The sequence below is a fragment of the Kosakonia sp. BYX6 genome (assembly GCF_038449125.1).
GTDB lineage: Bacteria > Pseudomonadota > Gammaproteobacteria > Enterobacterales > Enterobacteriaceae > Kosakonia > Kosakonia calanthes.
The window spans coordinates 13,093-26,296 of the sequence record NZ_CP151800.1; the positions used below are offsets into that span (position 1 = coordinate 13,093).

Here is a 13,204-nt window from a genome sequence, read left to right on the forward strand (position 1 = left end):
TTAGTGCGCAGGCATTGGCGCGGGCGGGATCAGCGAGTTAGTGGCTCTGTTTTCCCGCTCGCTTTTTTCGACCCGCGATTTGACCGAGTTATCCCGGCGAAAGAGATCCCACGGCAGCAGCAGAGTGTCCATGATGGCGGTGAAAGGCATATCCAGCGCCACCAGCGACTTGGTGCCAATCCCGGTGTCATCGTCCGATAACATCTCCGAACTGGCGCGCGTGCCAGGGTAAACGCCCTCTTTGCCGCCCGTATGCGACATCACGCTGGAACACCCCGTTAGTACCACCCCGCAAAACAATGCAGAAACTATAAGAATTGTTTTCATATTCGATTGATCATCGTTGTTTGTAATTTTAATGCTGTTTGGGCGGTTATAGCCTTCCGCCAGGGAAAGCAACAGCATTAACGCTCCGCTCTGTGGCGGCATTCGCACTTTAACCCTTTGTGCTGTGATCCCAGTCTATGCACTGCGTGAGAAAGTGCAAAAAAAAGTCAGTATCGCGCCCTTGAAAATACTCCGCGCAACCACATTTTAGGAGTGTAGCCGGGGAACACGCCGCAAGGGTGTTTGGCTGCATTGCATGACGACCTGTCCATTGTGGAAGGTTCTTCACAATCTCGCTGATTTCAGGAGCTTTTAAGTATGCGTAACTTTGATCTTTCCCCACTGTATCGTTCAGCTATCGGTTTTGATCGCCTGTTTAACCTGTTAGAAAACAACCCGAACCAGAGCAACAACGGTTACCCTCCATACAACGTTGAGTTAGTGGATGAAAACCACTATCGCATCGCTATCGCTGTGGCAGGCTTCGCCGAGAGCGAACTGGACATTACCGCGCAGGACAATCTGCTGGTGGTGAAAGGTTCCCATACCGCCGAGCAGAAAGAGCGCAGCTATCTCTACCAGGGCATCGCCGAACGTAACTTCGAGCGTAAATTCCAACTGGCAGAAAACATTCACGTCAACGGCGCCAATCTGGTGAACGGCCTGCTCTATATCGAGCTGGAACGCGTTATCCCGGAAGAGAAAAAACCGCGCCGTATCGAAATTAACTAATTGTGTCGGGTCGCCCTCGCGGCCCAATCCCAACATGCTCGCCGACAGGGAGCATATGTGAGCCCGCGGGCTCGCAGGTATCAACTCGCTTCTTAGAAGGAGAAACACCATGCGTAACTATGATTTATCCCCACTTCTGCGCCAGTGGATTGGTTTTGACAAATTAGCCAACGCGCTGCAAAGCACCACCGAGCAACAGGCGTTCCCGCCCTACAACATTGAAAAGGGCGATGATAACCACTATCGCATTACCCTTGCGCTGGCGGGTTTCCGTCAGGAAGAGCTGGATATCCAGCTGGAGAACGGTCGCCTGACCATCAAAGGCACCCCGGAAAAACCGGCCAACGAACCGAAATGGCTCCATCAAGGGCTGGTGATTCAGCCGTTCAGCCTGAGCTTTACGCTGGCGGATTTTATGGAAGTTTCTGGCGCAACCTTTACCAACGGCTTACTGCATATCGATTTGCTGCGTAACGTGCCGGAAAGCGCCGCGCCGCAGCGCATCGCCATCAGCGAACGCCCGGCGTTGAATAGCTAAGCTATCCATTAATACTTTCAGCCCTGCTTCCTGGCAGGGCTTTTTGTTTCTTTCGCTGGCTGGTATACACTTGAGCAATTGCGGGATTCTGGAGACGGTTATGCTTGGCGAACAGCTTGAGATTGAAGGACTTATCGGCGTAGGGCGCGCTCAATTAGCACTCGAACCCGACCAGCATATTTATACCTTTATTGGTCCTAACGGCGTGGGTAAAACCAAAATGCTGGAAGCGCTGTTCCAGGTCTTATTTTTTAATAATGAGCTGGTAAAAAAAGCACTGACCTCGCATGACCCGGCTTTTTTCAGCTTCAAATCATTCTCCACAAATCGCCCTGAGTTATCCGTTCTGCAAACAGAAGGGAATTATTCTCCACCCTGGCCGATTGCTCGTAAATTCTTGCCTGCGTCGTTGGCGCATCACCTTCCAGTCGTTTTTCTGGGTGCCCAGTCTCGTGGGACGATAACGCAGGAAAATGGGATTCCTAACATCGCTTTAGGCGCGCTGGAAACACGTAGAAGGGTCTATTTCCAGTCTCTGGCAAGGCAGATGCAATTTGATTTCGGCTCCATGAATATGTCCGCCAGTATTCAGGAGTGGTTTATCTCAATTGCCCGTTCATCTAATCGTTGGCAGAAAAGTGAAGATAACCGCGAAATAGAAATTTCGACGGTTCTGCGGTTATTGCATGAAATCGACGCGCGAATTGACCCGGAGTTTATGGAAATTGGCGGCGATGATCGGGTCAGCTTAAAAGTTGACGGGCAGATTCGCGAGATAAGCCAATTAAGCTCTGGCTTTACTTCCATCCTTAAGCTGATTCAGGCCATCGTTTCGGGTTATAGCTATTTCACGAATGAAAGCAACATTCAGAGGGTGAAGGGCGTTGTTTTTATTGATGAGATAGAAAGTCATCTGCATCTTTCCTGGCAGGCGAACATCATTCCGTTGTTGAAGAAATTGTTCCCCAACACCACTTTTTACATCACCACGCACTCATCCATTGTCCTCGCGCAGCTTAAAGAAGGCGAAGCGTATAACCTTTACCGGGATGAGGATGGGATTGTTAAAACCAAAAAAATAGCCGCACCGAATAAAGCCGCCCTGGCTGATATTCTGAAAGATTTGTTTAGCGTTGATATTAACCAGATGAAGCTTGAGAACAGCAGCGTGTACTCTGTTGCCTGATGGCGCTTCGCTTATCAGGCCTACTCAATAACTTCTCAACTTGTTGTTATGAAAGATTTTGTAGGCCGGGTAAGGCATAGCCGCCGCCCGACATAAACGCTGCTCTATCCTTTGTCTTCAATTTGAAGGCTCCGAATCCGGAGCCTTTTTTGTTTATGCCCGCACACGCTGCAAAAACCGCTGGCGCCACGGTTTCAGCACAAAGAACGCCAGCAGCGCACAGAGAATATCCAGCGTAATGGCGCAGCCAAACACCAGGTTCCAGCTACCGGTTTGCTGATACATCAGCGCCGCCAGCGGGCCGCCGAAGATCGAACCAATTCCCTGCGAGATATAAAGCCAGCCGTAATTCGAGGTCGCGTGCTGTGTGCCGAAGGTATCGGTCAGCGTCGCCGGGAACAACGAGAAGATCTCGCCCCAGCCGAAGAAAACCACCCCGGAAAGCAGCACAAACAGCAGCGGATCATCTTTGCACAGCAGCCACAGTGCCATCGCACAACCTTCCAGACCGAAGGCGACAAACATCATATTCTCGCGGCCAATGCGGTCGGAAATATAACCGCACACCGGGCGCGTTAAGCCATTCATAAAGCGGTCGATGGTCATCGCCAGCGGTAACGCCGCCATGCCCATCACTGTTACCGCCGTAATACCGAAATCTTCGGCGAAAATCGCCATTTGCGAGGTCACCATCAGGCCGGACGTGGACATCATGGTCATCATCACAAACATCAGCCAGAACAGCGGTTTACGCAGCATCTCTTTGGAGGTGAAGCTTTTATCGCTCATCGTCAGGTTGCTGTTGATCTCCTGCGTGCTCACGCGCTGCGGCGCGCGCAGACCCTGGCTGGCGAGAAAACCGACCACCGCCATTACCAAACCAAATTGCCACAGCGTGTTCTCCAGCCCTTTGGCCGCCAGCGATTGAGTCACCGGGAAAGTAGTGAGGATCGCGCCCATGCCGTAGCCTGCCGCCACCATCCCTGTGGCAAACCCGCGTTTTTCCGGGAACCAGCGCACCATCAGGCCAACCACGCCGATATAGACAATCCCGGTGCCGAGGCCGCCCAGCACGCCGTAATAAAGGTAGAGTTCCGTCAGGCTGCTGATGGTCGCGGTCAGCATCCAGCTCACGCCGCTCAGCACGGTGCCGATGGCAATCAAACGGCGCGGGCCAAATTTATCAATCAACCTTCCCTGGAACGGGGAAAAGAAGGTTTGCAGAATAATCAGCAGGGAAAACGTGAGCTGAATTTCCGCCAGCGGCACGCCGAGCTTTTCCATAAAGGGACGTGTCAGCAGCGCCCAGACATACTGCGGGCTGGAAATCGACACCATGCACAGTAAGCCGAGCGCCAGTTGCACCCATTTCTTTGCCGGGCTTGTCACCACCGCGTTGGTTAAGGTTGTATTTGTCATTCTGCCACCCTGTGTTTAACAAAAGTGGGCTTTTGCATTAACCATGCCATAACCTGTTGTGGCGACAGACATTAAGCAAACGCTTAGCAGGCGTAGGGTTCGCGCGATTACGGGGCTTGCTGGCGCTGCTTTGTTCCAGGGCAGGCTGCTTTATATGGTGCAGTTTTCGCCACATCGCGGGGCGCGAGAAGCCATGGACTTTGTGCGCCACCACCCATACAACCGTGCTTGCCTCTGCCAGAATCCTTGTAGTCATCATGTACAGGGAAAAGATCATGAGTGATATTGCGTTAACCGTGAGCGTGCTGGCGCTGGTTGCCGTGGTAGGGCTGTGGATCGGCAACGTAAAAATACGCGGCGTCGGGTTTGGCATCGGCGGGGTGCTGTTCGGCGGCATTATCGTCGGGCACTTCGTCTTCCAACTGGGCATCCCGTTAAGCAGCCCGATGCTGCTGTTTGTGCAGGAGTTCGGCCTGATCCTCTTCGTTTACACCATCGGCATTCAGGTCGGGCCGGGTTTTTTCGCCTCGCTGCGCGTCTCTGGCCTGCGTCTTAATCTGTTCGCGATTTTAATTGTGCTGATCGGCGGGCTGGTGACGGTGATTTTGCACAAGCTGTTCGCCATTCCGCTGCCGGTGGTGCTGGGGATTTTTTCCGGCGCGGTGACCAATACGCCCGCGCTGGGCGCCGGGCAGCAAATCCTGCGTGATTTGGGGATTTCCGGTTCGCAACTTGACTTGATGGGCACAAGCTACGCGATGGCTTACCCGTTTGGTATTTGCGGGATTTTGCTGACCATGTGGCTGTTACGCGTGCTGTTTCGCGTCAATGTCGACGAAGAAGCCCGCAAACATGACGCCACGCTCAGCAGCGGCGTCTCGCATATTCGTACCATCAATATTCGCGTCGAAAACCCGAATCTCGACAAGATGGCGATTCAGGATGTGCCGATCCTCAATAGCGACAAAATCATCTGCTCGCGCCTGAAACGCGCGGATATGCTGATGGTGCCCTCGCCGGAAACGCTGATTCAGGCCGGAGATTTGTTGCATCTGGTCGGTTTGCCTAAGGATTTGCATAACGCCCAACTGGTGATCGGCCAGGAAGTGGATACGTCACTGTCGACGCGCGGCACGGATTTGCGCGTTGAGCGCGTGGTGGTGACCAACGAAAAAGTGCTCGGCAAAAAAATCCGCGATCTGCATTTCAAAGAGCGCTACGACGTGGTGATTTCTCGCCTCAATCGCGCCGGGGTTGAACTGGTCGCCAGCTCAGATGCCAGCCTGCAGTTCGGTGACATCCTCAATTTGGTTGGGCGCCCAACGGCGATTGAAGCCGTCGCCAATGAAGTGGGCAACGCGCAGCAAAAATTGCAGCAAGTGCAGATGCTGCCGGTGTTTATTGGCATCGGGCTTGGCGTGCTGCTCGGCTCCGTTCCGCTGTTTATCCCCGGTTTTCCGGTGGCGCTGAAATTAGGCTTGGCGGGCGGGCCGCTGATCATGGCGCTGATCCTCGGGCGTATCGGCACCATCGGTAAGCTGTACTGGTTTATGCCGCCGAGCGCCAACCTGGCGCTGCGCGAATTAGGCATTGTGCTGTTTCTGGCGGTAGTCGGGCTGAAATCCGGCGGGGATTTTATCGCCACGCTGACGCAAGGCGACGGCGTGAAGTGGATGTGTTTCGGCATTTTTATTACCGCGATTCCGCTGCTTTCCGTCGGCATCCTGGCGCGAACGCTCGGGAAAATGAACTATTTAACGCTGTGCGGCATGCTGGCGGGTTCGATGACCGATCCGCCCGCGCTGGCTTTCGCTAACGGTTTGCACGCCACCAGCGGCGCCGCTGCGCTTTCCTATGCCACGGTTTACCCGCTGGTGATGTTTCTGCGCATTATGACGCCGCAACTGCTGGCCGTGCTGCTGTGGGGAATGGGGTGATTAGGGTTTCTCGTCACCGGCATCGTCAGGGTGCCGGTTTGGCATTTTACGCACCGCCGACGGCGCATAGCCAAACTTCTGCTTAAACGCTTTGCTGAAGTGAAAGGAGTCAAAAAAGTTCAGCATATCAGCGATATGCGCGATGGAATTCCCCTCCTGCTTCAGCAGTGACTGCGCCAATTCAAGGCGTGCATCCAGGTAATACTCTTTCGGTGTTTTGCCGGTGTAACGCAAAAACAGCCGCCGCAACCAGGGTTCGCTGCACTGCATCCATTGCGCCATTTCACTCACCGTCCAGCGTTTTTGCGGAGAGGCATGCAGGGCGGTAATTAATTTTTCGATATGCAATAACTGGCTATCCTTTATTCCATTTTCAGAAATAAGACAAATCCACTGATATATTATTTTGGTAAGAAAGGCCACTGCCAGGTTATTTTTCATCGGATCGCGGCTGGCGATAAGCGTCGCGACATTACTGAGTTCCTGATTAAACACGCTGCCATTATAAATAATAGCCTGCTGTAATAATGGTATTTCCATAACGCTGGTAGGGATAAACTCCATCCAGTATTGTTCCCAAAGTAAACCGTCGCAATGATATTTTTTTATATCGGTTGGCTTTAAGAATATAACGCAATTTCCATTGAGGGTAATTTCAATATCGCCTTTAAGGTATATTTTCCCGCAGCCTTGCAGGGTGTAAATCGCCACCCAGGAGTTAGCAATCAGCGGCTTTTTCTTATCACGAGGCCAGTAAACCCGGTAGCTTTCATCCGCAAGTGTGTGCCAGAGTGAAATGAGCGTAATTCCGCTTGAGATCACATTTTCTTCAAGAACCAGCGGAATATTGTAAGTAGTTTCGGTTTTTACATCCGAAAAATAATTTTTTCCATTCATTTTATTTTCTCCGCGGAGAATTATGCCCACAACCTGACCCGTGAAATCTAGCAGAAAAATCTCAGGCCAGGGAAATAATGGTTCTATTTTGAGATGTACCACCGCCTGTACATAATCATTAATAAGGGCAATAAAAATGAATATGCAGCAAATTGTGAGCTTTATTGCATTTACTCTGCTGGTCGCATTCATTACCTGGTGGAAGTTACGCAAGGCCGATACCGGTTCGCAGCAGGGATATTTTCTGGCAGGACGTTCCCTGAAAGCGCCGGTCATTGCCGCGTCGTTGATGCTGACCAACCTGTCGACCGAGCAACTGGTCGGGCTGACCGGCCAGGCGTACCGCAGCGGTATGTCGGTGATGGCCTGGGAGGTTATCTCGGCGATTCCGCTGATCTTCCTGGCGCTGATCTTCTTACCGCGCTATTTGCAGCGCGGTATTGCCACCATCCCGGATTTCATTGAGGAACGCTACGACAAAACCACGCGCATCATCATTGATTGCTGTTTCCTGATTGCGACCGGCATCTGCTTTCTGCCGATCATTCTCTACTCCGGCGCGCTGGCCTTTAACAGCATGTTCCATGTGTCTGAAACCTTTGGTATTTCACAAACCAGCGCCATCTGGGCGATGGCGATTGTGCTCGGTGTTTCCGGCATTCTTTACGCGGTGGTCGGCGGCATGCGTGCGATTGCCATTGCTGATGTGATCAACGGCATTGGTCTGGTGATCGGCGGCCTGATGGTGCCGGTTTTCGGCCTGATGGCGATGGGCGGCGGCGACTTTTTCCAGGGCGTTGACCGCTTAACCAGCGATCACAGCCAGATGCTGAACTCCATTGGCGGCAGCCACGATCCGGTGCCGATTGGCGCCGCCTTAACCGGGCTGATTCTGGTTAACACCTTTTACTGGTGCACCAATCAGGGCATTGTTCAGCGTACGCTGGCGTCGCGCAGCCTGGCGGAAGGGCAAAAAGGGGCGTTATTAACCGCGGTGTTGAAAATGCTCGACCCGCTGATTCTGGTGCTACCTGGCGTGATCGCGTTCCACCTGTTCCAGGACTTGCCGAAAGCCGACATGGCCTACCCGGCGCTGGTGAACAAAGTGATGCCGCTGCCGCTGATTGGCTTCTTCAGCGCCGTGCTGTTTGGCGCCATCATCAGTGCGTTTTGCGGTTTTTTAAACAGCGCCAGTACCTTGTTTAGCCTCGGCATTTACCGTCGGCTGATCAACGAACAAGCCTCTGACGACCAACTGGTGCGCGTTGGGCGTAAGTTCGGCCTGGTGGTGGCGGTGGTTTCCGTGCTGGTCGCGCCGTGGATCGCCAACGCGCCACAGGGCCTTTACTCATGGATGAAACAGCTCAACGGGATTTATAACGTGCCGCTGGTGACCATTGTCATCATGGGCTTCTTCTTCCCGCGCATCCCGGCGATTGCCGCGAAAGCCGCCATGTTTTTCGGCATTTGCAGCTATATCACCATCAACTATTTGGTGAAGTTCGACTTCCACTTTCTCTACATCCTCGCCACCACTTTCTGCCTGAATGTGGTGCTGATGCTGGTGATCGGCTGGTTCAGACCGCGCGCCACGCCGTTCTCTTTCCACGATGCGTTCGCCGTGGACATGAAACCGTGGAAAAACGCCAAAATCGCCTCCGTTGGCGTGCTGTTCGCCATGATTGGCGTCTACGCCGGGCTGGCGCAATTTGGCGGTTACCCCAGCCACGCATTCACCATTATTTGCTATCTGATTGTCGCCGCGGTGGTGATTTACCTGCTGGTTGACACCCTACGCCAGCGCCGCGCCGCGTCAGAAACCTACGCTGCCTCCCTCAAGGAAAAGCCATGAATCGTCCCAATTTTCTGTTCATTATGACCGACACCCAGGCCACCAATATGGTGGGCTGCTACAGCGGTAAGCCGTTAAACACCAACCACATTGATGCGCTGGCGCAGGAAGGCATCCGTTTTAATTCGGCCTACACCTGCACCCCTGTTTGCACCCCGGCGCGCGCCGGGTTGTTTACCGGCATCTACAGTAACCAGTCCGGGCCGTGGACCAATAATGTCGCGCCGGGCAAAAACATCTCCACCATGGGGCGCTATTTTCAGGACGCGGGTTACCACACTTGCTACATCGGCAAGTGGCATCTTGACGGCCATGACTACTTCGGCACCGGCGTGTGTCCGCCAGAGTGGGATGAAGAGTATTGGTACGATGGCGCGAACTATCTGGCCGAGCTGACCGATGAGCAAATTAGCCTGTGGCGTAACGGGCTGAACAGCGTGGAAGATTTGCAGGCGCACAATATTGATGAAACCTTTACCTGGGCGTATCGCATCAGTAATCGCGCCATCGATTTTCTCGCCAAACCGGTGGTCGAGGATGAACCGTTTTTGATGGTGGTTTCGTATGATGAGCCGCATCATCCGTTCACCTGCCCGGTGGGGTATCTGGAAAAGTACGCCGACTTTTACTATGACTTGCAGGGTAAAGCGCAGGATGATTTAGCGGATAAACCGGAGCACCATCGCCTGTGGGCGCAGGCGATGCCGTCGCCGGTCGGGGAAGATGGCCTTTACCACCATCCCATGTATTTCGCCTGTAATGATTTTGTGGATGATCAAATTGGCCGGGTGATCAACGCGCTCACCCCGGAACAGCGGGAAAATACCTGGGTGATTTACACCTCGGATCACGGCGAAATGATGGGCGCGCACCAGCTGATCAGCAAAGGCGCGGCGATGTACGACGATATCACGCGTATTCCGCTGATTATCCGCCCGCCGCAAGGTTCGCCTGCCCAGGTGAACACGCCGGTCAGCCATATTGATGTGTTGCCGACCCTGATGGCGCTGGCGGGCATTGAAAAACCGCCGATTTTACCCGGCGAAAACATGCTCACCGCGCGGGGCGAACGGGGCGTAATGGTGGAGTTCAACCGCTATGAAATTGAACATGATAGTTTCGGCGGGTTTATTCCGGTACGGTGCTGGGTCACTAACGGTTTTAAATTGGTGCTGAACCTGTTTACCAGCGATGAGCTGTACGACCGGCATAATGACCCGGACGAACTGCGCAATTTGATTAACGATCCGCGTTTTGCCGACACCCGCAACAAACTGCACGATGCATTGCTCGATTATATGGATAAGGTGCGCGACCCGTTCCGTACTTATCAGTGGAGCTTGCGCCCGTGGCGACCGGATGCCGGTCCGCGCTGGATGGGCGCTTTCCGCCCGCGACCAAAAGATGGCTACTCGCCCGTGGTGCGCGATTACGACACCGGGCTGCCAACGCAGGGGGTGAAAGTGGAAGAGAAAACGCAGAAGTTCTGAGAAGCCTGATAGCGCCCCTCACGGCAACGGTGAGGGGCCATCTATAACAAGGAGAACGCATGAAAATTTCCCGCGTCGGCGAAGCCCCGGACTACCGCTTTTCGCTGGCCAACGAGCGAACTTTTCTCGCCTGGATCCGCACCGCGCTGGGTTTTCTGGCGGCGGGTGTTGGTCTGGATCAGCTGGCGCCGCAGTTTGCCACGCCGCTGATTCGCGAAGTGCTGGCGCTGCTGCTGTGTCTTTTTGCCGGTGCGCTGGCGCTGTATGGTTATTTGCGCTGGTTGCGCAATGAAAAAGCGATGCGCCTGAAAGAAGATTTGCCCTACACCCGCACGCTGTTGGTGATCAGCGTTTCGCTGCTGGTCGTCGCGCTGGTGGTGATGGCGCTGGTGTTCTATGCCGAATAACCGCAAAGCGCGCCGCGAAAGCGATCCCGGCCTGCAACCCGAACGCACGTCGCTGGCGTGGTTACGAACGCTGTTCGGTTATGGCGCGCTCATGGCGTTGGCGGTGAAACACAACTGGCAGCAATCGGGCATGCCGTTTTGGATTTCAATGGTGGTGCTGGCGTTAGCGGCGGGCATCCTCTGGCGTTACACCCGTAAGCGCCTCTTAATGGATGTCGACAACAACGATTTTGTTCTGCCCGGCGCAATACGTGACAAATTATTGATCTCCCTCGCGGTGCTTTCCCTCGCGTTACTGTTTGCTGTGAGCCATATCCGCCAATTACTGCTATTGCTCTAAGGAAAAGTGCATGTCAGGCTGTCATGTTATGGCTAAACCGGCCAGTTCGCGTTGTAACCTGAACTGCCGCTACTGTTTTTATATTGAAAAACAACAGCAAAAAGTGATGGATGACGCCACGCTGGAGGCGTTTATCCGCCAGCAGATCGACGCCCAACCGGGCAACGTTGTCCCCTTCGCCTGGCAAGGCGGCGAGCCAACCCTTTGCGGGCTGGATTTTTTCCGCCGCGTTAGCGCGCTGCAAAAGCAGTACGCCAACGGCAAACGCATCGAAAACGCCTTTCAAACCAATGGCATCTTGCTTAACGATGAGTGGTGTCAGTTCTTTCGGGAAAACGGCTGGCTGGTGGGGATTTCCATCGATGGCCCGGCAGAACTGCACGATGCCTATCGCGTGAACCGCAGCGGTAAACCCTCGCACCACAAAGTGGTGAACGCCATTGCTACGCTGGGAAAACACCGGGTGGATTTCAACCTGCTCTGCGTGGTCAACAACCTCAACAGCCAGCAGCCGCAGCGTTTGTACCGCTATCTGCGCACGCTCGGTACGCCGTTTTTGCAATTTATCCCTTTGGTGGAACAGGACGCGCAAGGGGGTTTAACCGCTGAGTCGGTACGCGGCGAAGCGTGGGGTAACTTCCTGAATGCGGTGTTTGATCTCTGGGCGCGGGAAGATATTGGCCGGGTGTATGTGCAACTTTTTGATTCGACGCTGGGCGTCTGGAGCGGCTACCCGTCACAAATGTGTACGTTTGGCGAAACTTGCGGCCACGCATTCGCGCTGGAGGCCAACGGCGATGTTTACCAGTGCGATCACTACGTTTACCCGGATTATCGCCTCGGCAACCTGCATCAAATCCCGATCAAAGAGATCAACGCCAGCCGCGAAGCGATCGCCTTCGGGCAGAGCAAAAAAGCGACGCTCAGCAATGATTGCCAACGCTGCGACGTGCTGCGTTTTTGCCAGGGCGACTGCCCGAAACACCGCTTTGCGCAGGGGAAAAGTGCGTTATGCCAGGGTTATCGCCACTTTTTCACCCACAGTGCACCGCACATGCGTGTGATGCGCGACTTACTGCGTCAGCGGCGCTCGCCAATGGAGCTGATGATGGCGCTGCGCCAGCAAGCGTAAGTTAGCGCGCTTTTTCCAGGTATTGCGCCATCTCCGCTTCCGGCACCATGCCGCCGCCGGTGGCCCACACTACATGGGTGGCCTGCGCCAGTTGCGCCTGGCTGAACCCGTGCAATTGATGGTAGTGGCTGTCGGCACAAACGATTTCAGGTCCGGCCATGCCTGCCAGCGCTGACGGCTCCAGCAAGATATCCTCCTCCTGCGCCAGCGCGCCGAGCAGGTTATAAAGCGTCTGATCATCAACGGTGTAGAAACCGTCCAGCAGGCGCTCCATCGCACGGCCCACAAAGCCGGAAGCGCGCCCGACTGCCAGCCCATCCGCCGCCGTCAGGTTATCAATGCCCAAATCCTGCACCGCAATGGCATCATGCAAACCGGTATGTACGCCAAGCAGCATGCATGGCGAATGGGTCGGTTCGGCGAAAAGACAGTGCACGTCATCACCAAACGCCAGCTTCAGGCCGAATGCCACCCCGCCGGCGACAGCAGCTTGCGGTAATCATCCTCTGGCGTCAGCAACCCGGCGGCGAAGGCCAGCTTTTCCGCATGGGTCAGCACGTCGAAAATACCGCCACGCGCTTTAATTGAACCGGAAATCGGCAAATGGCTGTCTTTTTTCAGCCACAGTTCGCCGGTGATGCCCTGGCCCAGACGGCGCTGCATGTTGGGAATGGCAACCACCTCGGATTCAATCACGCCGTGGCTGGCGGCGGTTTGCGGGAAAGCCTGCGCAAGAAACGGTGCGAAGCGGGCAAGGCGCGCGTGAGCTTCGTTCACATCTTGCAGCGTCAGGCCAACATGCGGCAAACCTTCTGCAACGGACGTCGTGTTCGGGTTAAACCAGTGCGTTTCTTGCAGGTCGATCAGGTGTTGCACAAGTGGGAATTGCTGGATGAGTGTCTGGATGTCGGCGTTTTTCATCGGTTCTTCACCATCGAATGCGGGGA

The 13,204-nt window shown here is 54.4% G+C and carries 12 protein-coding genes, 1 pseudogene and 1 other annotated feature; of the genes and pseudogenes, 9 read left to right on the top strand and 4 right to left on the bottom strand.

All coding sequences use genetic code 11. The features are described 5' to 3' along the window. The gene (locus AAEY27_RS00060) at positions 1-327 is read right to left on the bottom strand and encodes a YceK/YidQ family lipoprotein (RefSeq protein WP_342322941.1); all 327 of its coding nucleotides are present in this window, start codon (positions 325-327) and stop codon (positions 1-3) included. Between the two features lie 250 nt (positions 328-577). Continuing rightward, positions 578-652: a sequence feature (ROSE (Repression Of Heat Shock gene Expression) occurs in the 5'-region of heat shock genes and acts as an RNA thermometer to modulate expression.), on the top strand. Between AAEY27_RS00060 and ibpA the strand changes: the two genes are divergently transcribed. From ibpA to AAEY27_RS00075, 3 genes are all read left to right on the top strand, one after another. Next, positions 646-1,059, top strand: coding sequence for a small heat shock chaperone IbpA (ibpA, locus tag AAEY27_RS00065; RefSeq protein ID WP_342322942.1), 414 nt, complete (start codon positions 646-648; stop codon positions 1,057-1,059). (Overlaps the previous feature by 7 nt.) 109 nt (positions 1,060-1,168) lie before the next feature. After that, the gene (gene ibpB / locus AAEY27_RS00070) at positions 1,169-1,597 is read left to right on the top strand and encodes a small heat shock chaperone IbpB (RefSeq protein ID WP_342322943.1); all 429 of its coding nucleotides are present in this window, start codon (positions 1,169-1,171) and stop codon (positions 1,595-1,597) included. A gap of 100 nt (positions 1,598-1,697) precedes the next feature. Next, entirely contained in the window at positions 1,698-2,783 is a 1,086-nt protein-coding gene (locus AAEY27_RS00075) for an AAA family ATPase (protein WP_342322944.1), read from the top strand. A 153-nt stretch (positions 2,784-2,936) separates the two neighbouring features. Here the strand turns inward: AAEY27_RS00075 and oxlT are convergent, their stop codons facing one another. Further along, positions 2,937-4,202, bottom strand: a complete 1,266-nt coding sequence (oxlT, locus tag AAEY27_RS00080) for an oxalate/formate MFS antiporter (RefSeq protein ID WP_342322945.1) — start codon at positions 4,200-4,202, stop codon at positions 2,937-2,939. A 275-nt stretch (positions 4,203-4,477) separates the two neighbouring features. Here oxlT and AAEY27_RS00085 point away from each other — a divergent pair, with 275 nt between their 5' ends. Next, the gene (locus tag AAEY27_RS00085; RefSeq protein ID WP_342322946.1) at positions 4,478-6,139 is read left to right on the top strand and encodes a putative transporter; all 1,662 of its coding nucleotides are present in this window, start codon (positions 4,478-4,480) and stop codon (positions 6,137-6,139) included. Here AAEY27_RS00085 and AAEY27_RS00090 read toward each other — a convergent pair whose 3' ends face one another. After that, positions 6,140-7,036 (bottom strand): AraC family transcriptional regulator, encoded by an 897-nt coding sequence (locus AAEY27_RS00090; protein WP_342322947.1) that lies wholly within the window; start codon positions 7,034-7,036, stop codon positions 6,140-6,142. A 136-nt stretch (positions 7,037-7,172) separates the two neighbouring features. Here AAEY27_RS00090 and AAEY27_RS00095 point away from each other — a divergent pair, with 136 nt between their 5' ends. From AAEY27_RS00095 to AAEY27_RS00115, 5 genes are read left to right on the top strand one after another with little or no spacing between them, the layout of a single operon-like run. Next, a complete protein-coding gene (locus AAEY27_RS00095) occupies positions 7,173-8,888 on the top strand; it encodes a solute:sodium symporter family transporter (RefSeq protein WP_342322948.1) in 1,716 nt (571 codons plus the stop codon). Then, positions 8,885-10,378, top strand: a complete 1,494-nt coding sequence (locus AAEY27_RS00100) for a sulfatase-like hydrolase/transferase (protein ID WP_342322949.1) — start codon at positions 8,885-8,887, stop codon at positions 10,376-10,378. The genes AAEY27_RS00095 and AAEY27_RS00100 overlap by 4 nt, the downstream gene beginning before the upstream one ends. A 59-nt stretch (positions 10,379-10,437) precedes the next feature. After that, entirely contained in the window at positions 10,438-10,785 is a 348-nt protein-coding gene (locus AAEY27_RS00105; RefSeq protein WP_342322950.1) for a YidH family protein, read from the top strand. Further along, positions 10,775-11,125 (top strand): DUF202 domain-containing protein, encoded by a 351-nt coding sequence (locus AAEY27_RS00110; protein ID WP_342322951.1) that lies wholly within the window; start codon positions 10,775-10,777, stop codon positions 11,123-11,125. Before AAEY27_RS00105 ends, AAEY27_RS00110 begins: the two co-directional genes overlap by 11 nt. A gap of 10 nt (positions 11,126-11,135) precedes the next feature. Then, positions 11,136-12,257: an anaerobic sulfatase maturase gene (locus tag AAEY27_RS00115; protein ID WP_342322952.1), complete on the top strand. Its 1,122-nt coding sequence runs from the start codon at positions 11,136-11,138 to the stop codon at positions 12,255-12,257. 1 nt (position 12,258) lies between these two features. On the opposite strand, the pseudogene AAEY27_RS00120 reads toward AAEY27_RS00115, so the two are convergent. Further along, positions 12,259-13,178, bottom strand: a pseudogene (locus AAEY27_RS00120) (D-serine ammonia-lyase). Positions 13,179-13,204 lie beyond the last annotated feature (26 nt).

Excerpts from the sequence above, each read along its gene's own strand:
- AAEY27_RS00060 (WP_342322941.1), bottom strand. The coding sequence starts at position 327 with ATGAAAACAATTCTTATAGTTTCTGCATTGTTTTGCGGGGTGGTACTA.
- oxlT (WP_342322945.1), bottom strand. The coding sequence starts at position 4,202 with ATGACAAATACAACCTTAACCAACGCGGTGGTGACAAGCCCGGCAAAG.
- AAEY27_RS00095 (WP_342322948.1), top strand. The coding sequence starts at position 7,173 with ATGAATATGCAGCAAATTGTGAGCTTTATTGCATTTACTCTGCTGGTC.
- AAEY27_RS00090 (WP_342322947.1), bottom strand. The coding sequence starts at position 7,036 with ATGAATGGAAAAAATTATTTTTCGGATGTAAAAACCGAAACTACTTAC.
- ibpB (WP_342322943.1), top strand. The coding sequence starts at position 1,169 with ATGCGTAACTATGATTTATCCCCACTTCTGCGCCAGTGGATTGGTTTT.
- AAEY27_RS00100 (WP_342322949.1), top strand. The coding sequence starts at position 8,885 with ATGAATCGTCCCAATTTTCTGTTCATTATGACCGACACCCAGGCCACC.
- AAEY27_RS00110 (WP_342322951.1), top strand. The coding sequence starts at position 10,775 with ATGCCGAATAACCGCAAAGCGCGCCGCGAAAGCGATCCCGGCCTGCAA.
- ibpA (WP_342322942.1), top strand. The coding sequence starts at position 646 with ATGCGTAACTTTGATCTTTCCCCACTGTATCGTTCAGCTATCGGTTTT.
- AAEY27_RS00085 (WP_342322946.1), top strand. The coding sequence starts at position 4,478 with ATGAGTGATATTGCGTTAACCGTGAGCGTGCTGGCGCTGGTTGCCGTG.
- AAEY27_RS00115 (WP_342322952.1), top strand. The coding sequence starts at position 11,136 with ATGTCAGGCTGTCATGTTATGGCTAAACCGGCCAGTTCGCGTTGTAAC.
- AAEY27_RS00105 (WP_342322950.1), top strand. The coding sequence starts at position 10,438 with ATGAAAATTTCCCGCGTCGGCGAAGCCCCGGACTACCGCTTTTCGCTG.
- AAEY27_RS00075 (WP_342322944.1), top strand. The coding sequence starts at position 1,698 with ATGCTTGGCGAACAGCTTGAGATTGAAGGACTTATCGGCGTAGGGCGC.